Source organism: Prescottella equi (assembly GCF_002094305.1).
Taxonomy (GTDB): Bacteria; Actinomycetota; Actinomycetes; order Mycobacteriales; family Mycobacteriaceae; genus Prescottella; species Prescottella equi.
Genome location: NZ_LWTX01000003.1, coordinates 43,852 through 66,946, shown reverse-complemented (window position 1 = coordinate 66,946; position 23,095 = coordinate 43,852). Strand labels below are relative to the sequence as shown.

Here is a 23,095-nt window from a genome sequence, read left to right as displayed (position 1 = left end):
GTCGCGGTTCCCGCTGTGCGAGACGTGTGACCCGGGGATCCGACTCGGTCGCTAGCGTCCGGGACAACGCAGGCAGACAGTCGCCGGAACCCGGCGGCTGTCTGCCTTTGGTAAACGACGTCGTTTGGTATTAGAGGAGTAACGATGGATTTGAGGGAATCCCCCGAACAGCTCGCGCTCCGCAAGGAGTTGCGTGCGTACTTCGCGGCGCTGCTGCCGGAGGAGAAGCGACGCAAGGCCGGCGAGGAGGGCGTGGGCGGCCAGTACTTCCGCGAGGTCGTCAAGCTGCTCGGCCAGGACGGCTGGCTGGGCATCGGCTGGCCCAAGGAGTACGGCGGACAGGGCCGCTCCATCGAGGAGCAGTTCGTGTTCTTCGACGAGGTCCAGCGCGCCGGCCTGCCGTTCCCGTTCGTCACCGTCAACACCGTCGGCCCGACGCTGATGAAGTACGGCACCGAGGAGCAGAAGGAGCGCTTCCTGCCGGGCATCCTCGCGGGTGACATCGTCTTCGCGATCGGCTACACCGAGCCCGAGGCCGGCACCGACCTCGCGTCGCTCAAGACGCGCGCGGTCGCCGACGGCGAGGACTTCGTGGTCGACGGCGCCAAGATCTTCACGTCGGGCGCGAACACCGCCGACTACGTGTGGCTCGCGGCCCGCACCGATCCGGAGGCCCCCAAGCACAAGGGCATCTCGATCCTCGTGGTGCCCACCGACGACCCCGGCTTCTCGTGGTCGCCGATCAACACCGTCGGCGGTCTCATGGTCACCGCCACGTACTACAGCGGTATCCGGGTGCCGCAGAAGGACGTCATCGGTGACGTCAACGGTGGCTGGCAGCTGATCGCCGCGCAGCTCAACCACGAGCGCATCGGTCTGGCCGCGATCGGTGGCCGCACCTACGGTCTGTGGCACCAGGTCCTGGACTGGGCCAAGGAGAACGGCGCGATCGAGATTCCGTGGGTGCAGCAGGAGTTCGCGCGCACGCACGCCAAGCTCGAGGCCATGCGCCTGCTGAACTGGAAGATGACCGCGGCCGTTGCCGCCGACACGCTGTCCGGCGCCGACGCCGGCGCCACCAAGGCGTACGGCACCGAGACCCACATCGACGTGTACCGCACGCTGCTGGGCATCCTCGGCGCCGCGGGTCGCATCCGCCCCGAGTCGCCGGGCGCGCTGCTGGCCGGTCAGATCGAGCAGATCTCCCGCCAGGGCATGGTCAACACGTTCGGTGGCGGCGTCAACGAGGTCCTGCGCGACATGGTCGGCACGATGGGCCTCGGTCTGGCACGTGAGAAGAGGGTCAAGTGAGCGAATTCCTCACCAAGCTCAAGGCATTCGAGGGTCAGATCCTGACTCCCACGGTGTGGGGTCCGGACGAGGTCAACACCCCGATGATCCGGCACTGGGTCGAGACGATGGGCGACACCAGCCCGATCTACCTCGACGACGACGCGGCCCGGGCGACCGGCCGTGACGGCGCTGTCGCACCGGCGCTGATGGCGCAGGTGTGGACCATGCGCACCTTCAACGACAAGATGGCGAACAACGATCCGTCGCAGGTGTGGACCGATCTGATCGCCACGCTCGACGACGAAGGCTTCACGTCCGTCGTCGCGACCGACTCGGACTTCGAGTTCTTCACGGAACTGCGTCCCGGCGACCGTGTTTCGCTCACCGAGGTGATCGAGTCGATCTCCGAGGAGAAGAAGACCGGCCTCGGCGTCGGACACTTCGTCACGACGCTCAAGACGTACCGCCGCGGCGGCGCCGCGAACGGACACAGTGGGGACGACGAGGTCGTCGCGACGCAGCGTTGGCGGACGTTGCGCTTCAAGCCGAAGGGCAGCGAGAAGGCGGCCGAGAAGCCGGCGGAGAAGTCGGGCGGCCCCATCCCGGGCCTGCGCCCCCGACCGGCTCTCAACGCCGACAACGCTTTCTGGTTCGAGGCCGCCAAGGAGCACCGCCTGGTGATCCAGCGGTGCACCAACTGCGGCGTGCTGCGCCACCCCACGGGTCCGATGTGTGGCGCGTGCCAGTCGCTGAACTGGGACACCGTCGACGCCTCGGGCCGGGGCATCGTCTACAGCTTCGTCGTCAACCACCACCCGCAGATCCCCGGATTCGAGTACCCGCTCATCGTGGCGACCATCGAACTCGAAGAGGGCACGCGCCTGATCGCGAACATGACCGGCATCGCGCCGGACGATGTCGAGATCGGCATGCCGGTGGAACTGGACTGGATCGACGCCGACCCGGATCTGACGCTGCCCGCGTTCCGTCCGGCCGCACGGGAGGACTCCTGATGGACTTCAACTTCAGCGAAGAGCAAGAGGCAATTCGTAACCTCGCCGACGAGGTCTTCACCAGCAAGGCCGACATCGACCGCGTCAAGCAGGTCGAGCTGAGCGACGAGCGCCTGGACCGCGACCTGTGGCGCGAACTCGCCAACACGGGCCTGCTGGGTATCGCGCTGCCCGAGGATCTCGGCGGCGGCGGCATGGGCCTGTCCGAGCTGTACGTCCTGCTCGAGCAGCAGGGCCGCCACGTCGCGCCCGTGCCGATCTGGCAGTCGGCCCTCGCGGCCCTCGCGGTCGCCGAGTTCGGAACCGATGCGCAGCGCACCGCGCTGGTGCCGGGAGTGGCGGAGGGCAGCAGCTTCCTCACGATCGGTCTCGAGGAGTTCGGCCCCTACGTCGAGGGGAACCCGCAGACCACCGCCGCCGAGGCGAACGGCCAGTGGACCCTCACGGGCGCCAAGGCCGTCGTCCCGATCACGCACGTCGCGGATCGCGCGATCGTCTCGGCCACCACGCCGACCGGTGCCGCGCTGTTCGTCGTCGACCTCGCGGGCGAGGGTGTCTCGGTGGAGCAGACGCAGTCCACCACCTGGGAGATCTGCGGCAACGTCACGCTCGAGTCCGCCCCGGCGGAGCTGCTCGGCCCCGCCGACGGCACCACCGCGCAGTGGTTGCTCGACCGTGTCGAGCTCGCGCTCGCCGCGATCCAGCTCGGCGTCGGTTCCGGCGCCGTCCAGCAGGCCGTCACGTACCTCAACGGCCGCCACCAGTTCGGCCGTCCGCTGGCGACCTTCCAGGCCGTCAACCACCAGCTGGCCGACTGCTACATCGACCTCGAGGCCATGCGCGTGACGCTGTGGCAGGCCGCGTGGCTGCTCGCCGAGGGGCAGGAGCTGGGCACGTCGGTGCTCGTCGCCAAGTGGTGGGCCACCGACGGCGGCCAGCGCGTGGTGCACCGCACCACGCACGTGCACGGCGGCATGGGTGTCGACACCGACTACCCCGTGCACCGGCACCTGCTGTGGGGCAAGCAGATCGGCGCCACCCTGGGCGGTTCGGCGTCGGATCTCGCCCGTCTCGGCGCGCAGCTCGCCGCGGGTGTCGAGGTGGTCGCATGACCGCCACCGTCACCGTCACGGGCCGCAGCTACGACGACATCGCCGTCGGCGAGGTGCTGCCGGAGCTGGCGATCCCGCTGACCCGCACGCTGATCGTCGCGACGGCGATCGCGACCCGCGACTTCCAGGACGTGCACCACGATCCGGAGCTGGCGCAGCAGCGCGGCAGCAAGGACGTGTTCATGAACATCCTCACCAGCAACGGGCTGGCCGGGCGGTTCGTGACGGACTGGGCGGGGCCGTTCGCGACCGTGCGCCGGGTCAAGATCCGGCTCGGTGCCCCCAACTACCCGGGCGACACGATGACCATGAGCGGTGAGGTCGTCTCGAAGGAGAACGGTCTCGTCGAGGTGAAGGTCGTCGGCGCGAACAGCCTCGGCAACCACCTCGCGGGCTCCGTCACCGTCGCGTACCCCGCCGCCAGCGAAGGGAAGGACGCCTGATGGCTGTCAGCCCGCTCTCGGGTGCCGCCGCGATCGTCGGTATCGGTGCCACCGAGTTCTCGAAGAAGTCCGGCCGTTCGGAGCTGCAGCTCGCGTGCGAGGCGGTCACCGCGGCCCTCGCCGACGCCGGCATCGACCCCTCCGAGGTCGACGGTCTGACCACGTTCACGATGGAGACCAACGGCGAGATCCTCGTCGCCCGCAACTGTGGGCTCGGGGAGCTCAAGTTCTTTTCCCGGATCGGCTACGGCGGCGGCGCGGCGTGCGCGTCGGTGCAGCAGGCCGCGATGGCCGTCGCGACCGGCATCGCCGACGTCGTGGTGGTCTACCGCGCGTTCAACGAGCGCTCCGGAATGCGCTTCGGTGCGGGCCAGCACGACCGCCCGATGGACTCCACCGCCGACCGCGCAGCGTACGCATGGTTGACCCCGCAGGGACTGGCGACTCCCGCCCAGTGGGTCGCGATGTTCGCCCGGCGGTACATGTACCAGTACGGTGCCACGAGTGAGGATTTCGGCCGGGTTGCTGTCGTGGACCGCAAGCATGCCGCGAACAACCCGAAGGCGTGGTTCTACGGCAAGCCCATCACGCTCGAGGACCACCAGAACTCCCGGTGGATCGCCGAGCCGCTGCACCTGCTCGACTGCTGCCAGGAGACCGACGGCGGTCAGGCCCTCGTCATCGTCTCGGCCGAGCGCGCCAAGGACCTGCGTCAGAAGCCCGCGATCATCAAGGGCGCTGCGCAGGGCTCCGGCAAGGACCAGCACATGATGGCGAGCTACTACCGGCCCGACATCACCGGGATCCCGGAGATGGGTCTGGTCGGCCGTCAGCTCTACGCCCAGGCCGGGCTGACGCCGGACGACATCGACGCCGCGGTCCTCTACGACCACTTCACTCCTCTGGTGCTCCCGCAGCTCGAGGAACTCGGTTTCTGCCGTCCCGGCGAGGCCAAGGACTTCATCCGCGAGGGCAATCTGGAGATCGGTGGACGGCTGCCGAGCAACACGCACGGCGGCCAGCTCGGTGAGGCGTACCTCCACGGCGTCAACGGCATCGCGGAGGCGGTCCGGGTGCTGCGGGGCACGTCCACCAACCAGCCCGAGAAGGTCGAGAACATGATCGTCACGGCGGGAACTGCGGTCCCCACGTCCGGTCTGATTCTCGGCGTCGCCTGACCGAATTACCTGGAAGGACCGAAGAATGACGGCAGTGGAGCAGAAGCCGGCCGGCGCGTGGCGTGGGGTCGACCTCGGCACCCGCACGGTGAGCTACGACGAGCGTGACGCGATCCTGTACGCGCTCGCCGTCGGCGCCAAGGCCACCGACCTGGACCTCGTGATGGAGGACCGGCTGCGGGTGCTGCCGACGTTCGCGCTGACCCTGGCCCAGTGGGCCCCCGACGAGCTGGGGCAGCGCGGTGCCTTCGACACGAAGACCGCGCTGCACGGCTCGCAGGAGCTGAAGGTGCTCGCACCGCTGCCGCGCAGCGGTGAGCTGTCGCTGAAGGCCACGGTCGGCGAGGTCTGGGACAAGGGCGCAGCGGCGGTGTTCGAGGTACGCGTCGAGTGCGAGTACTTCGTGGCCACCTGGTCGCTGTTCGCCCCGGGCGCAGGCGGATTCGGTGGCGAGCGCGGCCCGTCCAAGCCGCCGGCGCCGGAGGGCGAGCCGAACCTGACCACCGAGCTGGTCACCGCCGCGAACCAGACGGCGCTGTACCGGCTGCTCGGCGACATGCACCACATCCACATCGATCCGGAAGCGGCCGCGCACATCGGTCAGCCGCGACCGATCATGCACGGACTGTGCACACTCGCCGCGTCGACGCTGCCGCTCGCCCGGGAGCTCGGCGTGCACCCGGCGGACCTGAAGGAGCTGCAGGGCCGCTTCGCTGCCCCGATGTTCCCCGGTGACACCGCGGAGCTGAAGGCGTGGGGTGACGCCTCGGGTCTGTCGTTCGAGCTGGTCCGCGAGGGCAAGGCGGCGATCTCCGGCGGTTACGCGGTCTTCGCCGAGTAGCCCCGTCAGGACTTCAGCTGCGGGAGCGTTCGACTTCGGTCACGCTCCCGCAGCTGTTTTCACGTCCGGGCTCAGTTGCCCTGCGTCGCCATGTAGCGGGCCGGGTACTCGCCGCCACCGTGGACCGCGAGGTCGGCACCGTTGACGTACGACGACAGGTCGCTGCCCAGGAACAGGCAGGCCTTCGCGATGTCCGACGGCACGGCCATGCGCTCCATCGGCAGGGTGCGGGTGACCGCGGCGCCGCCGTCCTCGCCGTACACCGACGCCGCCGCCTCGGTGCGGATCAGGCCCGTTGTGATGTGGTTGACGCGCACCTTCGGGGCCCACTCGAGTGCGAGGGCCTTCGTCAGGCCGAGAAGGCCGGCCTTCGCGGCGGTGTAGGCGGCGGTGCCGGGCTGCGGCTGGTGCGCGGAGACGCTGCCGATGTTCACGATCGCACCGCCGGTCTCCTGTTCGCGCATCACCAGATTCGCGGCCTGCGCCATGTAGGCCGGTGCCAGCAGATTCAGGGCGACGATCTTCTCGACGAAGCGCGGCGAGACGGTGGCGGCGTCGGCGTCGGGGGAGCCACCCGCGTTGTTGACCAGCACGTCGAGGCGGCCGAAGCGGTCGACGGCGTCCCGCACGAGGGCGGTCGCGTCGTCGGGGTCGCGGACGTCCACGGCGCGGAACGCGGCGCTGCGCCCGTCCACGGTGGGCAGGTTCTCGGGCTCGTTGCGAGCGCACACGAGAACGTCGGCGCCGGCCTGCAGGAAGTGCTCGGCGATGACGAAGCCGATGCCCTTGGTGCCGCCGGTGACGATCACTGCGCGGCCGGTGAAGTCGACCGGGTTGGGGTAGTTCATCCGAACTGCCTTTCTGTCGTATCGCAGCGCCGTACGCCACGAGGCTCATTGGTGCTCAGAAGTTTTCGCCGCCGATTTCGCGAAAACGCTGCGCGCAAGCAAATGCTTGGTCGAGAATAGTCGACTGGAGGTCTGTCACACCAGATCTTCCCAGTTCACGAGACTTCGAGAGCGAGTACACATGGGCAACCTCGACGGCAAGATCGCACTCATCACGGGCGCCGGTCAGGGCATCGGCCAGGGCATCGCGCACGCGCTGGCCAAGGAGGGCGCGTCGATCGTCGTCTCCGGCCGGACCGAGTCGAAGCTGATCAAGACGGTCGAGCAGATCGAGGCGTACGGCGGCAAGGCATTACCGGTTCCGTGTGATGTCAGCAGCGGTGACGACATCGACGCGCTCGTGGCGCGCACGATCGAGCACTTCGGCGGGGTCGACATCCTGGTGAACAACGCCAACGACTGCAAGCCCGGCCCGCTGCTGTCGGTCACCGACGAGGACTTCGAGCGCTCGTTCGCGACGGGCCCGCTCGCGACGCTGCGCCTGATGCGCGCGTGCTACCCGTCGATGAAGGAGCGCGGCGGCGGATCGATCATCAACCTCGTCACGTCGGCGGCGGTCCGCTGGGATGCCAGCAACTACGGCGCGTATGCGGCGACCAAGGAAGGCATGCGCTCGCTCACCCGCGCCGCGGCCTGCGAGTGGGGCATCGACGGTATTCGTGTCAACGCGATTGCACCGCACGCGCTGTCGCCGGCACTCGAATGGTGGATCAACGAGTACCCCGAGGAGGCCGAGGAGTTCAAGGCCGGCATTCCGCTGCGCCGCATCGGCGACCCCGAGAGCGACATCGGACGCGCGGTCGTCTTCCTGGTGAGCAACGACGCCGGTTACCTCAGCGGTGCCACCATCCCGCTCGACGGCGGTCAGTCCCGCTGGGGCTGACGGACGTGGACGCACGGCCCGACCCCGCCCGGATCCTGGTCCTCACCACCGATCCGGCGATCGAGCGCGCCGTCGGTGAGGCCGTCGGCGACTCGGGAACGCTCGTCCGGCCGAGGTCCCGCACCGCGTCCGCGGTGCGGGACCTGCTGCCGGGTGTCGACGTGGTCGTGGCGGACTGGAGCGGACAGCTGCCGCTCGGCGCCGCCGAGGCCGCACTCGGCCGGCACCTGCGGCTGATCCAGCAGCCGGGCGTCGGCATCGCCTACATCGACGTCGACGCCTGGACCGAAGCCGGTGTACCGGTCGCGAACACCCCCGGAGGAAATGCGGCGTCGGTGGCCGAGTGGGCGGTCGCCGCCGCCGCGAACCTGTGTCGGTCGATCGCCTGGGCGGACGCCGAGATGCGCCGCGGGCGGTGGCCGCAGACGTCGGTCCGACAGCGGGACTGCCGGGATCTCGGCGATCGTCGGATCGGTCTGGTCGGGTTCGGTGACATCAATCGCCGCTGTGCTGAGCTGTTCACGGCGTTCGGGTGCGAGGTCGCCTACCACTCGCGCCGGCCGCACCCGGACGCGCCGGTGCCACACCTGCCGCTCGACGACCTTCTGGCGGTGTCGGACGTGGTGGTGGTCGCGGTCCCGCTGACCGCGGACACCCGGGGGTTGATCTCGGCACGCGAGCTCGAACTGCTGCCTCGCGAGGCGCTCGTGGTGAACGTGGCCCGCGGGCCGGTCGTGGACGAGACGGCGCTCGCCGACGCGATCCGGTCCGGCACGGTGGCCGGTGCGGCCCTCGACGTCTTCGCGCGGGAGCCCGTCGAGACCGACAGCCCGCTGTTCGACCTCGACAACGTGCTGCTCAGCCCGCACATCGCGGGAGGCAGTTCGACGGCGCTGGCCCGGATGTACGCGATGACGGCGGAGAACGTCGCGCGGGTGTGCCGCGGGGACGATCCGCTGTGGACGATCGGCTGAGAATCCCGTCGGCCTTCCGGCGCCACCGGCATCGAAACAAGCGTTCGACGGATTCTCGGTAGGCTCTGCGCACCGGTCCCGCTGGGTGGGACGGCGATCGTAGGAGGCACCGGATGATGACATCGCTGCTGGGCAAGGTGCGCCTACTTCTCGAGTCCTTCGACGCCGAGTCGGGTTCGTTGTCCCTCACCGAACTGTCGCGGCGCAGTGGTGTCGCGAAGGCGACCGTGCACCGACTCGCGGCCGAGATGGTCGAACTGGGACTGCTCGAGCGCATCGGAACCGACTACCGGCTGGGCCTGCGGCTGTTCGAACTGGGACAGCTCGTCCCGACGCAGCGCATCCTGCGCGAGGCCGCGCTGCCGTTCCTGCAGGAATTGCACGCGATCACCCGCGAGACCGTGCACCTGGCGATCCGTGACGGCCTCGACGTGCTGTACATCGACAAGATCTCCGGCCACGGTTCGGTGGAGCTGCCGTCCCGCGTCGCCGGCCGGCTGCCGGTCGAGGTCACCGCCACCGGCAAGGTCATGCTCGCTTTCTCGTCGCCGGCGGTGTTCGAGCAGGTCGTCGCCCGCGGGCTCGCGAAGTTCACGCATCGCTCGGTGGCGTCGGCGGCGATGCTGCGGCGCCAGCTCGAACGTGCTCGCAGCGAGGCGATGATGGTCGAGGCGGAGGAAGTCCGCCTCGGGACGGCCAGCGCGGCGGTCCCGATATTCTCGGGTGGTTCGACCGTCGTCGGCGCCGTCAGTGTCTCCACCAGCACGGCCCGGATGAACCTCGCCCGGATCTCGGGCCCGCTGCAGACCGCGGGACAGGGCGTCAGTCGAGCGCTGCACGAGATCGCGCGGACGGCCTGACGACCGTCCCCAGCGCGAGCAGCGCCAGGACCGCGGATCCGGTCATGGCGACGGCGATCGCCAGCGACGTGTTGCCGAGCAGTCCGACGATCGGGGCGATGACCGCCGCCGCCCCGAACTGTGCGAACCCCACCATCGCCGCCGCGGTCCCGGCGGCCTCGCCGTGCCGGGACAGCGCGAGCGCCGGCGCGTTCGGCATCACGAATCCGGTGGCGCACAGCAGTGCCAGGACCGGGAGTGCGAACCCGAGGAAGCCCCCGGTGGCGGTCGCCGCCAACCCGATCGCGACGCCGCCGAGCACGGTGCTCGCCGCGAGCGATGTCACGCAGATGCCCAGCGGCGTCCAGCGTCCCAGCAACACGACGTTGAGCTGGGAGGCGCCGATCAGCACGACGGCCCCGGCCGCGAACGCGATGCCGTAGACGCCGGGCGCCAGCTCGAACTGGTCCTGCATCACGAACGACGACCCGGCGATGTACGCCCACAGCACCGCCCGGCCCAGCCCGCACACCAGAACGAGCACCATGAAGTGTCCGTCACGGGCCACCGTCGCGTACGTGCGCAGCACCGGCCCGAGGCCGCGCCCGACGCGCGCGGACGGTGGCAGCGTCTCGGGCATCGCGACCCCGCCGAGGACGATCATCACCAGCCCGAGGCCGGCGAGCACGAGGAACACTCCGTGCCACGAGACCGCCGTCAGCAACACACCCCCGATCGAGGGAGCGAGGATCGGGGCGACACCCATCACGAGCATCAGTCGCGACATCACGACGGCAGCGTCCCTGCCCTCGAACAGGTCCCGGACGACGGCCATCGCGATCACCCCGGTCGCGGCCGCGCCGAGCCCCTGCAGTGCGCGCAGCGCGCCGAGGACCGCGATCGACGGCGCGAACCAGCAGGCCACCGACGCCGCGACGTGCAGCGACGTGCCGAGGACGAGTGGCCGTCGACGTCCGAAGACGTCGGAGAGCGGCCCGATCACCAACTGCCCCAGGGCCAGGCCGAGCAGTGTCCCGGTGAGTGTCAGCTGCACGGCGGCGTCCGACGTCAGGAAGTCCTCGGTGATCGCGGGCAGCGCCGGCAGGTACATGTCCACCGTGAACGGCCCGAGGGCGGTGAGCAGGCCGAGGATCACGACCAGCCGGATCCGGCTCCAGCCCTCGGGCGCAGCGACGCGGGCACCTTCCCGGACCGCGTCGGTCGTCGCGTCGGCTGTCACGGATGCTGCTGGTTCAGGAACCCGGTCACCACGGTGTAGTAGTCGTGCGGCCGCTCCTCCTGGAGGTGATGCGACGCCTTGTCCATCACGTAGAGGTGGCCGCGGTCGATCATCCGGGCGAGCATCAGCGGGTAGTCGGGGGTGAGGAAGGCGTCGTGCATTCCCCACGCGAAAAGTACCGGCGCCTTGATCATTCCGAGCTCCGCGGTGAGATCCTGCCAATCTCCGCGCGGGTTGTCCGATGCCGCCGCGAGGGCCATCTCGTCGGGGTCGAGGCTCTGCTCGTAGCGCATGTCGAGGGTCTCCTCGGGCAGGCGTTCGCCGTCGAACCATTCGAGCTTGGTGATGAGCTGACGCATCTTCTCCCGCGTGGGGCCCTCGCCCCCGTAGTACACGTCGCGGGCGTTGCGGCCGCGACGGCCGTCCTCGGGCAGCGGGGCGAGCGGGCCGTAGAACACCGGCATGCTGCCGGTGATCACCAACGAGCGCACCCGGTCGGGGTACTTCGCCGCCAGATTCAGCGCGATGGTGCCGCCCCACGAGTTGCACACGAAGTCGGCGCGGTCGATGCCGAGCTCGTCGAGCAGTGCCACCACCTTCGCGGCGTGGAAGTCCCACATCGGCCCGGTGATCGTGCACTTGTCCGACAGGCCGTACTGCAGGATGTCGACGAGAATCGCCCGACGATCCTGCGCGAAGAGCGGCGCGACCGGACCGAAATCGGACCATGCGGTGCAGCCCGGCCCGCCGCCGTGCAGGAAGATCGTGGGGGCGCCCTCCCCGAGGTCGTGGTAATGGAACTTCACGCCGGCTGCGGTGGCGTACAAGCTGTTCGGTCGATTCGTCATGCGCATACCTGACCCGATCTCCGTGCACGGGCAAAGGATCACGGTCCGTCAGGCGGTCCCGGTCTGTGGCAGTGCAGGTGGTGCCGCCCCTAGCGTCGCCGCATGAGAACTCCACTGGACATCGTCCACGAGCGGGTGTCGGCGGCGATCGGCACGCGCGAGCATCGCGACCTCGGATCGGTCCGCCCCGACGAGGCGGTCGCGTTCGCGCGCGCATGCGCGGAGGACGACCCCCGCTATCTGGAACCGGACCGTCCGGACTTCGCTGTGCACCCCATGTACGTGCCCAGCCTGCTCCGCGGGCCGAGCGGCGCGCGGGACGAAGACTATCGGGCCGACGGGATGTTCGCGGACGAGGTGCCCGGGACGTCGGGCCTGGACGTCCGACTCATGGCCGGCGGGCAGGACGTCGACTTCCACCGGCCGACGCCGCTGGGCGAGCGGATCGGCGCCGACCGGGTCGTCGACCGGATCGAGTGGAAGGGGCGCGGCGACGCCCGGTTTCTGTTGATCACCGTCGTCAAGACCTACCGCGCCGCCGGGGTCGGGGTGCTGGCGACCGTCACGGAGAGGTTCATCGTCCGATGATCGGCAATATCGAACCCGCCGCCGGAGCAGAAATCGAACCTGTTGTGCTGCACACTGATCCGACCCGCGTGCAACGCTTCGGCGCGACCACGCACAACGCCCACCGGATCCACTACGACACCGCGTACGCGCGAGCGGAGGGGCTGGCCGACCGTGTCGTGATGGCGCAGCTGCACGGCACTCTGTTCTTCCGGGCCGCCACCCGATACGTCGGTGATCCCGATGCGGTGCTGTCCGTCGGGTGGCAAAACCGTGCGCCCGCCTACGTCGGGACGACGCTCACGGTCACGGGAACCGTGCGCGAGGTCCACGACGACCGGATCGTTCTGGGTCTCGAGGAGCGCGACTCCGACGGGACGCTGTGCGCTGCCGGTGAGGCCGTCGTGGCCCGGCGGTGAACCGGGTCTGCTGAGTGAACCGGATCCGTTGGAAGGACGGACCTTTAGTCGGAAGATTTGCGTACCAAAAGATCTCGTGTCGAGAGGACTTCACATGACTGGTGTCGAGGCGCCGGACGCCGCACAGGCGCTCCCGGAGAGGCCGCGTGCGGCCGGTCGGCAGGACTGGACGGCGTGGCCCCGATACAACGAGGCCGGCAGCGGCTACCGGGGCTACTGGTACCCGGTGACGTGGTCCAGCCACATCACCAAGGACCCCAAGAGCTACACGATCTGCGGCGAGAAGCTCGCGATCATCCGTGACAGCGGCAAAGTGTATGCGCTGCATGATCGTTGTCCGCATCGCGGCGTTCCGCTGTCGGAGGGTGATCAGCAGTTCCCGGGCACCGTCAGCTGCCCGTACCACGGGTGGACGTTCCGGCTGAACGACGGCAAGCTCGCCGCGGTCATCACCGACGGACCCGACTCGAAGATCTGCGGCAAGCTTTCCGTCCGGACGTACTCCGTCGAGGAGCGGCTCGGTCTGGTGTGGGTCTACATTCCGATCGCGGAGGAGCCCGCGCCGCCGATCGACGAGCAGCTGCCCCGCGAACTCGTCGAGAACGAGGGCATCGTCGGTGGCCGCATCCAACCGCGCGGCGGCAACTGGCGATTCGCGTGCGAGAACGGCTTCGACGAGGGCCACGCCAAGTACCTGCACCGCACCGCGCTGTGGCGGCTGTTCAAGCCGATGCCCACGTGGAACATCACGAGCATCGTGCCCGAGGGGCGGTGGCTCTTCCGTGTGCAGGACGAGGTGTACTGGGAGGCGGACTTCCCCGGCGTCGGCAAATGGACGAACAAGCGCTGGTGGAAGAAGAAGCCCGACGAGAGCCAGATCTCGCAGATCGGCAACGTCGGCGCCGGTCTGAAGGTGAATCCGGTGATCGAGGCCCAGAAGTTCCCGGGCTTCGCCTCGCTGTCCATGCCCGGGGTGCTGCGCATCGCATACCCCAACTTCATCCACTACGAGTTCTACGTCCCCGTCGACGAGGACAACCACCAGTACGTGGGTCTCATGGTCAACTTCGTCACCGGGGCGGCGAAGCTCGGTTTCTACGCCAAGTACCTGGGCGCGATCCGCTGGCTGTTCCACGGTCAGTTCTCCGGCCAGGACGAGTGGATGGTCCGTGTCACGGACGCGCCGCCGGAGAAGCTCTACCGCCCCGACATCTCGCTCACCGCGTGGCGCAACCTCGCCGAGGAGGAGTACGCCGAGAAGATCGCCGCCGCGGTGGCACACACCCCGCAGCCCCCGGCGCGCCCGGCACGGGAGCGACGCCGTGCCACCCCAGCCGCCGAGTCGAACGGCGCCGAATCGGCGTCGCGGACCCCGGCCGCTTCGGACTAGAGGAGAAGACGATGTTCAAGACTCTCGTGAGCGTGACGGTCGGAGTCCTGCTCGCCGTCGGTGCGCGGCCGGCTTGGCGCTTCGTCGCGGCCCGCAGCAATACCCAGGTACACCAGGTCAACTCGTGACCCCCGGGACCGCCGACCCTCTCGCCGGTCTCGACGAACAGCGCCGCCGGTGGGTCGAGAAGGCCTGGGGCGAGGTGGATCGCGAGCGGCTGCGCGAGCTGACGGTCGGGCTGGTGGACATCGCGAGCCCGACCGGCGACGAGGCACCGCTCGCCCGACACATCACGGACACGTTGGCGGCCGGTGGGGTCGAGGCGCACACCATGTACCTCGACGACCGTCAGGCGAACTCGTGGGCCCGGGTGCGCGGCAACGGCACCGGACCGGACCTGATGTTGTATGCGCCGATCGACACCGTCACGAGCGGCGACGCCGCCGAGGACGTTCCGTGGGCCGCGGAGACACTGCGACCGGATCTGCGCGCCGAGGCCGCCGTCGACGGCGACTACGTCATCGGTCTGGGGGCGTCGAATCCGAAGGGGCACGCGGCCTGCGTCATGGCGGCTGTGGAGGCGGTCCGGGCCGCGGAGATCCCGCTGACCGGTGACCTCCTCGCCGGCTTCGGCGCCGGCGGCATGCCGACCAACGCCCGACCGGGCGTGGGGAATCCGCGAGCGAACACCGGCCAGGGAGTCGGCTGCTCGTACCTGCTCGAGCAGGGCGTGTGGCCGGACTTCGCGCTCATCGCGAAGCCGGGCTGGACGGTGTCGTGGGAGGAGGTGGGGCTCGCGTGGTTCGAGATCACCGTGCACGGCACCCACACGTACGTCGGTTCGCGGCACCGGTTGCCGTACCGGAACCCGGTCGCGCTGGCCGGTGCGGTGGCGTTGCGGCTCGAGGAGTGGTTCCCGCAGTACTCGCACCGGCACGGGGACGGGCTGGTGCTGCCGCAGGGGATGGTTGCGAACATTCGTGGTGGCTGGGAGCGCACCGCGTCCTTCACCCCGGGGCAGGTGCGGATGACGGTGGATCTGCGGCTGAGCCCGCGGACCACACCGTCGGCGGCCGGCCGCGAACTGACGGAAGCGGTACGGGCCATCGCCGCCGATCTGGACGCGCGGATCGATGTCGAACGAATCCTGGCGATCCCGGGAGAGTCGTCCGACGAGCAGATGTGGCTGTGTCGCAGCGCGATCGGTGCATGGGAGGCGTTCGAGGGCGGCCCGCACGACGGGGTGCACGACGCCAGTGGCGCGACCGACGCGAACATCCTGCGCGGCCGCGGCATTCCGACCGTGCGGGTCGGGATGCCGAAGGTGGTCGACGCCCCGTTCGAGGTCGATTTCGCGATGGGCATGAACACCGTGGACCTGCGCGAGGCGGAACGCCTCACGCGCTACCTGATCCGGGTTGCCGTCGACACCGTGACCCGGTCTCTCGAGGAAGTGGGGATCGACTGATGGCGAGACTGGTGCTGGGGGTGGGTGCATCGCACAGCACCCTCATGAACACGCACTGGGAGGAGACGACCCACAAGGCGGAGGCCGAGCGGTTCCGCGCCGCACTGGGGGCGGCGCGCGACCGCATCGCCGCCGCGCGACCCGACGTCGTCGTCCTGCTGGGATCCAATCACTTCCGCGGCTTCTGGCTCGACCTGATCCCACCCTTCACACTCGGGGTCGGCGAGTGCATCGCGAGCGGGGAGTCGGGCACGCCGAAAGGCCCGCAGAACGTCGACGTCGACCTCGCGCGCCACGTCGCCGACGAGGTGGTGGAGGGCGGAGAATTCGATCTGGCGTTCTCGGCGCGTCTGCAGATCGATCACGGACAGTCGCACGCGATCCAGTACCTGCTCGCCGGGCTCGACGTCCCGATCGTCCCGCTCGTGGTCAACGTGTTCGCGCCTCCTCTGCCTACGTTCGGGCGGTGCGAAGGCCTCGCCCTGGCACTGCGCGACGCGATCGCGTCGTACCCCGGCGATACGCGGGTGGCCGTCATCGCTTCGGGCGGGCTGTCGCACCGGCTGCCGTGGCCGGACTGGCGGGACCCGCACGGCGAGGACGAGGACTTCATGGTCCAGGCCTGGCTCGACGGTCGCGAGAACTGGTCGGACTACGACGTCCGCCGGCGCCAGATCATCCGGGCCGCCGAGGCCGCGATCTCACCCGAGTTCGACGACCGCATCCTCGACCTGTTCGCCGTCGGCAAGGCCGGTGAACTCGCGGGCTACACGAGCGCGGCCATCGAAGCCGAGGCGGGCAACGGCGCCCAGGAACTGCGCACCTGGCTGATGATGGCCGCGATGATGGACTACATCCCCGCCGAACGGCTTGCCTACGAGTCGATTCCGGAATGGCTGACCGGTATGGGCGTCGTCGTCCTGGATCCCGCGGCGGCACCGGCGGCGCACTGACTTCATCTCCCCTCTCTTCTGCAAAGGACACACTCATGACAATCTGGAACGAACTGGCCGGCATCGACTTCGCGGTCAAGACCGTCGACGCCGCGGGCATCCCCACCCGATCGCTGCAGGCCGGCTCCGGTGACGAGGCCGTGGTGTTCCTGCACGGCACCAGCGGCCATCTCGAGGCGTTCGCGCGGAACATCGCGGTGCACGCCGCGCACTACGAGTGCCACGCCATCGACATGCTCGGCCACGGATACACCGGAAAGCCGGACTACGCATACGAGATTCCCCGATACGTCGAGCATCTCGTGAACTACCTCGACGCCGTCGGACTCGACAAGGTTCATCTGGTGGGCGAGTCCCTCGGCGGATGGGTCGCCGCCCACCTCGCCAGCGAACAGCCGGAGAGGGTGCTGTCGCTGCAGCTGCTCGCGGCGGGCGGCACCGTCGCCAACCCGGAGATCATGGAGCGCATCCGCACGTCGACGACCAAGGCGGTGCAGAGCGACGACGTCGAGTTGACCCGGGCACGCCTGCGGCTGCTCATGCACGATCCCGTCGATGCCACCGAGGAACTCGTCGAGGCACGGCACCGGATCTACCACCAGCCGGACTTCGTCGCGAACATCCACAACCTGCTGTCTTTGCAGGACATGGAGACTCGCCAGCGAAACCTGCTGCGTCCCGATCGTCTCGCCCGTATCCAGGCGCCCACCCTGGTGGTGTGGGGGCACGAGAATCCGTTCGGTGACGTGCCGGAGGCGAAGAAGATGGCGGAGGACATCCCCGGCGCGCAGCTGCAGCTCTACCCCGAGTGCGGCCACTGGCCGCAGCACGAGCAGGCGGCACTGTACAACCCGCTGAGCCTCGAGTTCCTGGCGAAGGCGTCCGCGCACGCACGCAGCGTCGCCTGAGTGGACTTCCCGCAACACAGTTCGTGGAGCCGGCCGCGCATAGCGCGGCCGGCTCCACGCATCGAGAGGACGGTGTGCGATGCGGATACTGCTGTTGGCGCCGGACGAGCGTGACCTCCTCGGGGGTCTGCTGCGCGGTGCCGCCCCCGGTGCCGAGGTGGTCCGACCGGTTACCCGATCCCGGGACGAGCTGCGTGCCCTGCTGCCCGACGTCGACATCGTGGTCGGGGATTGGAGCGGTCGACTGCCCTTGGGCGCAGTGGAAGCCGAGATCGGTGGGCATCTGCGGCTGCTTCAGCAACCGGGCGTCGGTGTGAACTGGATCGACGTGGAAGCGTGGCGGCGGGCGGGGGTGCCGGTCGCCAACACTCCCGGCGCCAACGCGGCCTCGGTGGCGGAGTGGGCCGTCGTCGCGACCGCGAGCCTGAGCCGGTCGATGGGTTGGGCGCACGACCGGCTCCGCGCCGGGGAGTGGCCGCAGGAGCAGATTCTGGACCACGGCTGTCGCGACCTCGGTGAGCGCCGGGTTGGGATCGTCGGGTTCGGGGACATCGGCCGTCGGTGCGCAGGTCTGTTCGCGGCGTTCGGCTGCGAGGTTGCGTACACCGCACGCCGCCCGAGGTCCGACGCGCCGGCGCGGTATCTCCCGTTCGACGACCTGCTCGCGGTGTCGGACGTCCTCGTGCTCGCGGTGCCGTTGATGCCGTCGACCCGCGGACTGATCGGTGCGTCCGAGCTGGCCCGGCTGCCGGAGGAGGCGATCGTCGTGAACGTCGCCCGCGGTCCGGTCGTCCGCACGGATGCGTTGGTGGCCGGGCTGCGATCCGGACGTCTGGGCGGTGCGGCGCTGGACGTCTTCGATCACGAACCGCCGGCAGCGGACAGCGAGCTGCGGCGGCTCGACCGGGTCCTGCTCAGTCCGCACGTGGCCGGCGGCAGCGCCACCGCGCGGCGCCGGATCTACGAGATGACGGCCGCAAACGTCGCGCGCGTGTGTCACGGAGCCGCGCCGCGGTGGACGCTGTGACCACGTCGAATTTGTTTCCTTCGTATTTCGAACAATCCTCTCGGACCAGGTGCGATGTTGCGCCCCGGTAAGTTATCCGGCCCGGTCCGCACGGTGGACCGCGTTGGTTTTCGCCGCTGCTCCCCGCCGTTAGGTTTCTTCACCACGACCCCGCAAATGCGGCGCAGATCACAGAACGAAGGTGTGCACACATGGCCTGGCGATCGACATTCGGCAAGGTGACCCTTGCATCAGCAGCACTTGTTCTCACGGTTGCCGCGGGGGCGTGCAGCCGGCCCGCCACGCAGAGCACGGCCGACAGCGGCGGTGGCCCGCTCCGGATCGCGGTGGGCATCGACGCGTCCTACGCGCCGTTCTTCGTCGCCGACCAGGAGGGGATGTTCGCGGACGAGGGGCTCGACGTCCAGCTGGTCCAGTTCGGCCGTGGCGGTGAGGCCGTCGATGCACTGGCCACCGGCCAGGTCCAGGTGGCGGGTAGCTCCGACACCACGACCATCGCCCAGCTGCGACAGAATCCGTCGCTGCGGGCCATGTACTCGTACGAGGTGTCCGGCGACTACATCAAGGTCGTCCTGCGCAACGGAGTCGACACTGCGGCCGGTATCGAGAAGATGGGTATCGTTCCCGGACTGAGTCAGATCTCGACGGACAAGTACCTCGAGGCGAACGGAATCGCCCCGGGCGCAGTCGAGATGGTCTCGGCCACACCGACGGACATGCCCGCGCTCCTCAGTCGTGGCGACATCGACGGTTACGTGCTGTGGGAGCCGTGGCCGGCCACCGCGCTGTCGCAGGGCAGCGGGCACGTCGTTGCCGTCACCGGTGACTACGACTGGTTCTACCACCACTGGGCCATCACGACGGCCCCGTGGCTGGAGCAGAACGAGGACACCGCCCGCAAGATCGCCAAGGTGCTCGCCCAGGCGAGCGAACGGGTCGAGTCCGACCCGCAGACGGCGGCGGCGGCGACCAGGAAGGCCGTCAACGTGGCCGAGGACCAGACCGTCACGGCAGTGAGCGAAATCGATTTCGGTGTCGAGAATCTCACCGACAAGGACGTGGAGTCCGCACAGTCGATCGTCGACTTCTACAAGAAGATCGGCGTTCTCTCCGAGCAGCCCGACCTCACCTCGGCGATGCTGCTCGACTGGTACCAGGAGGACAAGCAGTGACAGCGACAACCACCACCAAGGGCGTCCCGATCGACGTCCGCGATCTCGGCATCAGTTTCGGTGCCGCCGAGATCGTCTCGGGCATCGGCCTCGACGTTCGACCGGGCGAGTTCGTGTGCCTGCTCGGTCCGAGCGGATGCGGCAAGTCGACCTTGCTCTCGGCGATGGCGGGATTCGTGAAGCCGTCCGCCGGCGAGATCGTGTGCGACGGTGACGAGGTCTACGGGAGCAACCCGCACGCGGGCATGGTCTTCCAGAGTTCGGAGGCCCTCTTCGAGTGGATGACCGTGAGCCAGAACGTGGCGTACGGACCGCGTATGCACGGCGCGGACAAGGCGGCCCAGGCGCGGATCGCCGCCGAGTACCTCGCGATGGTCGGCCTGCCGCACGCCGGTGACAAGTTCCCGGCCCAACTTTCGGGCGGTATGCGTCAGCGCGTGCAGATCGCGCGCGTCCTCGCGAACCAGCCGTCGCTCGTGCTGATGGACGAGCCGTTCGGTGCGCTCGACGCCCAGACCCGTCAGGTCCTGCAGACCGAACTCGACAAGATCTGGCGGCACACCGGCTGCACCGTCGTCTTCGTCACGCACGACATCGACGAGGCGCTCACCCTGGCGGATCGCGTGGTCGTCATGTCCGCCGGACCGAAAGCGCGCATCAAGAGCATCTACGAGGTGGATGCGCCGCGACCGCGCGATCGTGCCCACCCCGAGGTGATCGATCTGTACGAGCAACTGCGGGACGACATCCGCGCCGAGGTCGTGGCGTCGCTGCGCAACCAGGGCATCGAGGAGGACCAGCTGTGACCGCCGTGGCCGACACCCCCACCACCGTGCGCGCCGCGCGCACATCCCGCACCCGCCGTCGTGGTGCCGGCGCATCCACCGCCGCCGCCCGCACCGCACTCCTGTGGATCGCGTCCGCCGCGATCGGTTTGGCGGTGTGGTCGTTCCTGGCCTGGTGGTACGGACCCACCACCATCGCCTCCCCGGCCGAGGTATGGACGGCGGCAAAGGAACTGGCCGAGAGCGGCGTGCTGTGGACGTCGATCTGGGCGTCCGCGCAGCGCATCCTCATCGGCTGGAGCCTCGGTGTCGTGATCGGTGCGCCGATCGGCATCCTGATGGGCCGCGTGAACATCGTGCGACAGCTGCTCGACCCGTACATCGAATTCTTCCGCTTCATCCCGCCGATCGCGTTCGTGACGCTGGCGGTGGTGTGGTTCGGCATCGGTGAGACGTCCAAGGTCGTCCTGATCTTCTACACCTCGGTCTTCATCGTCACGGTCAGCACGATCGCCGCCACGGTCTCGATCAGCGACAACAAGCTGCAGGCGGCAGCGAACCTGGGGGCGGGCAAGCTGCAGCTCATGAAGACGGTGGTGCTGCCGTCGTCGGTGCCCGGCATCATCACCGGCGCCCGCCTCGCGATGGGCAACAGCTTCCTGACGATCGTCTCCGCCGAGATCGTCGCCGCCGACCACGGCATCGGATCGATGATCTGGCAGGCGCGCAACTACGGCCGCATCGACTGGACCTTCGTCGGCATCATCGTGCTGGGCATCATGGGCTTCGTGTTCGACCGGATCCTGCGCCTGCTCTCGACACGGTACCTCGCTCGCTACGGCGTCAAGTAGACCCCCGACACCCGTCGAACCTGAAGGGACGCAATGACTCACGCACCCACCATCGCAGAGTTGGCCGGGATCCCCGGACGACCCGAGTCGGACGACGTCGAGAGCGAACGGCGGCGCCGCAAGATCGCGGTGATCGGCGGCTACCGGATCCTCTCGCGCTTCGGTCTGGACGAGGGGATCTCGGGGCACATCACGGCCCGCGACCCGGAGCGTCCCGACACGTTCTGGACGGCGCCGTTCGGCCGGCACTTCTCCCAGGTCCGGCCGGACGAGCTGCTGCACGTCGATTCCGAGGGCACCATCCTGTCCGGCGACGGGCCGCTCAACCGGGCCGCGTTCGTCATCCATTCCAAGGTGCACGAGTCGCGACCCGACGTCGTCGGCGCCGTGCACGCGCACGGGCTCCAGGGCAAGGCGTTCTCGTCGCTGCACCGTCTGCTGAGCCCGATCACGCAGGACGCGTGCGCTTTCTACGAGGACCACTCGATCTACGACGAGTACCACGGTGTCGCGCTCGACGAGGAGGAAGGACTGCGCATCGCGGCCGCGCTGGGGCCCCGCAAGGCGGTCGTGCTGAGCAATCACGGGCACCTCACGGTCGGCACGTCGGTCGAGAGTGCCGTGTGGTGGTACGTCTCGATGGAGCGATCCATGCAGGCCGAGCTCGCGGCTCGTGCCGCGGGGAATCCTGTTGCGCTGCACCACGACGTCGCCCTCCAGACGTACGAGGCCGTCGGCACCGAGAAGGTGGGCTGGTTCGCGTACTCGACCATCATCCAGAAGATCGCCGCCGAGGAACCCCACATCTTCGGCTGACCTCGCGGCGCCCCGTGACGGCGGGCTCACCGGCAGACCTCCCCTTCGCCGGTGGGCCCGCCTTTCGGCGTGTGTGCGCACCGGTGGCCCGGACCGAACACAGTCTGCTGACCGGACCGGTTTCATATGTCAAGGGCACCAACGTCATTAGCGTTGCCGACATGAACGCTTCGTCCAACGTCCCGACCGAACTCGAGGTCGACATCCTGATCATCGGCGCCGGCCCGGCGGGTCTCTACGGCGCGTACTACGCCGGTTTCCGTGGCCTGCGGGTGGCCGTGCTGGACGCGCTGTCCGAGCCCGGCGGTCAGGTGAGTGCGATGTACCCGGAGAAGGCCATCCTCGACATCGCCGGATTCCCGTCCGTGAAGGGGCGCGATCTCATCGACGGACTGCTCGAGCAGGCCGCACCGTACGATCCGCTGTACCTGCTCGGGGAGCAGGCGCAGACCCTGGCGCACCTCGCGGACGGTCGCGCCGTCGTCGGAACGAGCACGGGCCGCGAGGTCACTGCGGGAGCCGTGATCGTCACCGGCGGCATCGGCACCTTCACGCCTCGCCCGCTCGCCGAGGGGCTCGACTTCCTTGATCGCGGGCTCAGCTACTTCGTCCCGGACCTGTCGGCCCACGCCGGCAAGGACGTCGTGATCGTCGGGGGCGGGGACAGTGCCTTCGACTGGGCGGTTCACCTCGAGCCCATCGCGTCGTCGGTGACGCTCGTGCACCGCCGCGACAAGTTCCGTGCTCACGCGGCGACGGTCACGAAGGTGCGGCAGAGCAGTGTGCGGATGATCGTCAACGCCGACGTGTCCGCGGTCCGCGGCAACGGCTGGATCTCCGAGGTCGACGTCGCACACAAGCTCGAGAAGAGCACCAGCACCTTGCCCGCGCAGTCCGTCATCGCCGCGCTCGGCTTCACCGCGGACCTGGGACCACTCACCGAGTGGGGACTCGAGATCGACTCGCGGCACATCGTCGTGAACACCCGCATGGAGACCGCGGTCCCGCGCGTGTACGCCGCCGGCGACATCACCGACTACCCCGGCAAGGTCCGGCTCATCGCGGTCGGTTTCGGAGAGGCCGCGACCGCGGTCAACAACGCGGCCGCGGTGATCGATCCCGACGCGGAGATCTTCCCCGGACATTCCACCGAACAGGAAGGCTGAA

The 23,095-nt window shown here is 69.0% G+C and carries 24 protein-coding genes; 21 read left to right on the top strand and 3 right to left on the bottom strand.

The genetic code is table 11. From position 1 onward, the window contains the following. Window positions 1-144: 144 nt before the first annotated feature. Genes A6I89_RS09580 through A6I89_RS09555 form a run of 6 tightly spaced genes read left to right on the top strand, consistent with a single transcriptional unit; the run spans window position 145 to window position 5,880 of the window. Window positions 145-1,311, top strand: a complete 1,167-nt coding sequence (locus tag A6I89_RS09580; protein ID WP_005517194.1) for an acyl-CoA dehydrogenase family protein — start codon at window positions 145-147, stop codon at window positions 1,309-1,311. Then, the gene (locus tag A6I89_RS09575; RefSeq protein WP_005517195.1) at window positions 1,308-2,306 is read left to right on the top strand and encodes a bifunctional MaoC family dehydratase N-terminal/OB-fold nucleic acid binding domain-containing protein; all 999 of its coding nucleotides are present in this window, start codon (window positions 1,308-1,310) and stop codon (window positions 2,304-2,306) included. The genes A6I89_RS09580 and A6I89_RS09575 overlap by 4 nt, the downstream gene beginning before the upstream one ends. Further along, window positions 2,306-3,418, top strand: a complete 1,113-nt coding sequence (locus A6I89_RS09570) for an acyl-CoA dehydrogenase family protein (RefSeq protein ID WP_005517196.1) — start codon at window positions 2,306-2,308, stop codon at window positions 3,416-3,418. Before A6I89_RS09575 ends, A6I89_RS09570 begins: the two co-directional genes overlap by 1 nt. Then, the gene (locus tag A6I89_RS09565) at window positions 3,415-3,861 is read left to right on the top strand and encodes a MaoC family dehydratase (RefSeq protein ID WP_005517200.1); all 447 of its coding nucleotides are present in this window, start codon (window positions 3,415-3,417) and stop codon (window positions 3,859-3,861) included. The genes A6I89_RS09570 and A6I89_RS09565 overlap by 4 nt, the downstream gene beginning before the upstream one ends. Then, a complete protein-coding gene (locus A6I89_RS09560) occupies window positions 3,861-5,039 on the top strand; it encodes a lipid-transfer protein (RefSeq protein WP_005517201.1) in 1,179 nt (392 codons plus the stop codon). The genes A6I89_RS09565 and A6I89_RS09560 overlap by 1 nt, the downstream gene beginning before the upstream one ends. A gap of 25 nt (window positions 5,040-5,064) precedes the next feature. Continuing rightward, entirely contained in the window at window positions 5,065-5,880 is an 816-nt protein-coding gene (locus A6I89_RS09555) for a MaoC/PaaZ C-terminal domain-containing protein (protein WP_005517202.1), read from the top strand. A 71-nt stretch (window positions 5,881-5,951) separates the two neighbouring features. Here the strand turns inward: A6I89_RS09555 and A6I89_RS09550 are convergent, their stop codons facing one another. Next, window positions 5,952-6,728 carry an SDR family oxidoreductase gene (locus A6I89_RS09550; protein WP_005517203.1) on the bottom strand — a complete coding sequence of 259 codons (777 nt, stop codon included), beginning with the start codon at window positions 6,726-6,728 and terminating at the stop codon, window positions 5,952-5,954. Between the two features lie 181 nt (window positions 6,729-6,909). Between A6I89_RS09550 and A6I89_RS09545 the strand changes: the two genes are divergently transcribed. From A6I89_RS09545 to A6I89_RS09535, 3 genes are all read left to right on the top strand, one after another. Next, a complete protein-coding gene (locus tag A6I89_RS09545) occupies window positions 6,910-7,671 on the top strand; it encodes an SDR family NAD(P)-dependent oxidoreductase (protein ID WP_005517205.1) in 762 nt (253 codons plus the stop codon). Window positions 7,672-7,676: 5 nt separating this feature from the next. Continuing rightward, window positions 7,677-8,645: a 2-hydroxyacid dehydrogenase gene (locus tag A6I89_RS09540; protein ID WP_022598258.1), complete on the top strand. Its 969-nt coding sequence runs from the start codon at window positions 7,677-7,679 to the stop codon at window positions 8,643-8,645. A 113-nt stretch (window positions 8,646-8,758) separates the two neighbouring features. Beyond that, window positions 8,759-9,505, top strand: a complete 747-nt coding sequence (locus tag A6I89_RS09535; RefSeq protein ID WP_005517207.1) for an IclR family transcriptional regulator — start codon at window positions 8,759-8,761, stop codon at window positions 9,503-9,505. Here the strand turns inward: A6I89_RS09535 and A6I89_RS09530 are convergent. Both A6I89_RS09530 and A6I89_RS09525 read right to left on the bottom strand, forming a co-directional pair. Further along, window positions 9,468-10,724 carry a multidrug effflux MFS transporter gene (locus A6I89_RS09530; RefSeq protein WP_013417411.1) on the bottom strand — a complete coding sequence of 419 codons (1,257 nt, stop codon included), beginning with the start codon at window positions 10,722-10,724 and terminating at the stop codon, window positions 9,468-9,470. The two genes, A6I89_RS09535 and A6I89_RS09530, sit on opposite strands and share 38 nt — an antisense overlap. Continuing rightward, window positions 10,721-11,572: an alpha/beta fold hydrolase gene (locus A6I89_RS09525; RefSeq protein WP_172504542.1), complete on the bottom strand. Its 852-nt coding sequence runs from the start codon at window positions 11,570-11,572 to the stop codon at window positions 10,721-10,723. Before A6I89_RS09525 ends, A6I89_RS09530 begins: the two co-directional genes overlap by 4 nt. A gap of 102 nt (window positions 11,573-11,674) precedes the next feature. Here A6I89_RS09525 and A6I89_RS09520 point away from each other — a divergent pair, with 102 nt between their 5' ends. The 12 genes from A6I89_RS09520 (at window position 11,675) to A6I89_RS09465 (ending at window position 23,094) form a co-directional block, all read left to right on the top strand. Further along, entirely contained in the window at window positions 11,675-12,160 is a 486-nt protein-coding gene (locus tag A6I89_RS09520; protein WP_005517210.1) for a MaoC family dehydratase N-terminal domain-containing protein, read from the top strand. Continuing rightward, complete coding sequence (locus tag A6I89_RS09515) at window positions 12,157-12,558, top strand: hotdog family protein (RefSeq protein WP_005517211.1); 402 nt, start codon at window positions 12,157-12,159, stop codon at window positions 12,556-12,558. Before A6I89_RS09520 ends, A6I89_RS09515 begins: the two co-directional genes overlap by 4 nt. 94 nt (window positions 12,559-12,652) lie before the next feature. Beyond that, window positions 12,653-13,948: an aromatic ring-hydroxylating oxygenase subunit alpha gene (locus A6I89_RS09510; RefSeq protein WP_005517212.1), complete on the top strand. Its 1,296-nt coding sequence runs from the start codon at window positions 12,653-12,655 to the stop codon at window positions 13,946-13,948. 124 nt (window positions 13,949-14,072) lie between these two features. After that, window positions 14,073-15,416: a zinc-binding metallopeptidase family protein gene (locus A6I89_RS09505; protein ID WP_005517213.1), complete on the top strand. Its 1,344-nt coding sequence runs from the start codon at window positions 14,073-14,075 to the stop codon at window positions 15,414-15,416. Further along, window positions 15,416-16,369, top strand: a complete 954-nt coding sequence (locus A6I89_RS09500; protein WP_005517214.1) for a DODA-type extradiol aromatic ring-opening family dioxygenase — start codon at window positions 15,416-15,418, stop codon at window positions 16,367-16,369. Before A6I89_RS09505 ends, A6I89_RS09500 begins: the two co-directional genes overlap by 1 nt. A 35-nt stretch (window positions 16,370-16,404) precedes the next feature. Further along, entirely contained in the window at window positions 16,405-17,277 is an 873-nt protein-coding gene (locus A6I89_RS09495) for an alpha/beta fold hydrolase (RefSeq protein ID WP_005517215.1), read from the top strand. A 79-nt stretch (window positions 17,278-17,356) separates the two neighbouring features. Further along, window positions 17,357-18,304, top strand: a complete 948-nt coding sequence (locus A6I89_RS09490) for a 2-hydroxyacid dehydrogenase (RefSeq protein ID WP_005517216.1) — start codon at window positions 17,357-17,359, stop codon at window positions 18,302-18,304. A gap of 218 nt (window positions 18,305-18,522) precedes the next feature. Further along, window positions 18,523-19,476, top strand: coding sequence for an ABC transporter substrate-binding protein (locus A6I89_RS09485; RefSeq protein WP_232244809.1), 954 nt, complete (start codon window positions 18,523-18,525; stop codon window positions 19,474-19,476). Next, a complete protein-coding gene (locus A6I89_RS09480) occupies window positions 19,473-20,282 on the top strand; it encodes an ABC transporter ATP-binding protein (RefSeq protein ID WP_005517218.1) in 810 nt (269 codons plus the stop codon). Before A6I89_RS09485 ends, A6I89_RS09480 begins: the two co-directional genes overlap by 4 nt. Continuing rightward, entirely contained in the window at window positions 20,279-21,112 is an 834-nt protein-coding gene (locus tag A6I89_RS09475) for an ABC transporter permease (RefSeq protein ID WP_005517219.1), read from the top strand. The genes A6I89_RS09480 and A6I89_RS09475 overlap by 4 nt, the downstream gene beginning before the upstream one ends. A 33-nt stretch (window positions 21,113-21,145) precedes the next feature. Further along, a complete protein-coding gene (locus tag A6I89_RS09470) occupies window positions 21,146-21,928 on the top strand; it encodes a class II aldolase/adducin family protein (RefSeq protein WP_005517220.1) in 783 nt (260 codons plus the stop codon). 161 nt (window positions 21,929-22,089) lie between these two features. Further along, the gene (locus tag A6I89_RS09465; RefSeq protein ID WP_022598254.1) at window positions 22,090-23,094 is read left to right on the top strand and encodes an NAD(P)/FAD-dependent oxidoreductase; all 1,005 of its coding nucleotides are present in this window, start codon (window positions 22,090-22,092) and stop codon (window positions 23,092-23,094) included. The last annotated feature ends 1 nt before the right edge of the window (window position 23,095 follow it).

Bases quoted from the DNA above. Each gene is read 5' to 3' on its own strand.
- A6I89_RS09580 (WP_005517194.1), top strand. From the start codon at position 145: ATGGATTTGAGGGAATCCCCCGAACAGCTCGCGCTCCGCAAGGAGTTG.
- A6I89_RS09570 (WP_005517196.1), top strand. From the start codon at position 2,306: ATGGACTTCAACTTCAGCGAAGAGCAAGAGGCAATTCGTAACCTCGCC.
- A6I89_RS09565 (WP_005517200.1), top strand. From the start codon at position 3,415: ATGACCGCCACCGTCACCGTCACGGGCCGCAGCTACGACGACATCGCC.
- A6I89_RS09560 (WP_005517201.1), top strand. From the start codon at position 3,861: ATGGCTGTCAGCCCGCTCTCGGGTGCCGCCGCGATCGTCGGTATCGGT.
- A6I89_RS09555 (WP_005517202.1), top strand. From the start codon at position 5,065: ATGACGGCAGTGGAGCAGAAGCCGGCCGGCGCGTGGCGTGGGGTCGAC.
- A6I89_RS09550 (WP_005517203.1), bottom strand. From the start codon at position 6,728: ATGAACTACCCCAACCCGGTCGACTTCACCGGCCGCGCAGTGATCGTC.
- A6I89_RS09545 (WP_005517205.1), top strand. From the start codon at position 6,910: ATGGGCAACCTCGACGGCAAGATCGCACTCATCACGGGCGCCGGTCAG.
- A6I89_RS09535 (WP_005517207.1), top strand. From the start codon at position 8,759: ATGATGACATCGCTGCTGGGCAAGGTGCGCCTACTTCTCGAGTCCTTC.
- A6I89_RS09525 (WP_172504542.1), bottom strand. From the start codon at position 11,572: ATGACGAATCGACCGAACAGCTTGTACGCCACCGCAGCCGGCGTGAAG.
- A6I89_RS09520 (WP_005517210.1), top strand. From the start codon at position 11,675: ATGAGAACTCCACTGGACATCGTCCACGAGCGGGTGTCGGCGGCGATC.
- A6I89_RS09515 (WP_005517211.1), top strand. From the start codon at position 12,157: ATGATCGGCAATATCGAACCCGCCGCCGGAGCAGAAATCGAACCTGTT.
- A6I89_RS09510 (WP_005517212.1), top strand. From the start codon at position 12,653: ATGACTGGTGTCGAGGCGCCGGACGCCGCACAGGCGCTCCCGGAGAGG.
- A6I89_RS09500 (WP_005517214.1), top strand. From the start codon at position 15,416: ATGGCGAGACTGGTGCTGGGGGTGGGTGCATCGCACAGCACCCTCATG.
- A6I89_RS09495 (WP_005517215.1), top strand. From the start codon at position 16,405: ATGACAATCTGGAACGAACTGGCCGGCATCGACTTCGCGGTCAAGACC.
- A6I89_RS09490 (WP_005517216.1), top strand. From the start codon at position 17,357: ATGCGGATACTGCTGTTGGCGCCGGACGAGCGTGACCTCCTCGGGGGT.
- A6I89_RS09470 (WP_005517220.1), top strand. From the start codon at position 21,146: ATGACTCACGCACCCACCATCGCAGAGTTGGCCGGGATCCCCGGACGA.
- A6I89_RS09465 (WP_022598254.1), top strand. From the start codon at position 22,090: ATGAACGCTTCGTCCAACGTCCCGACCGAACTCGAGGTCGACATCCTG.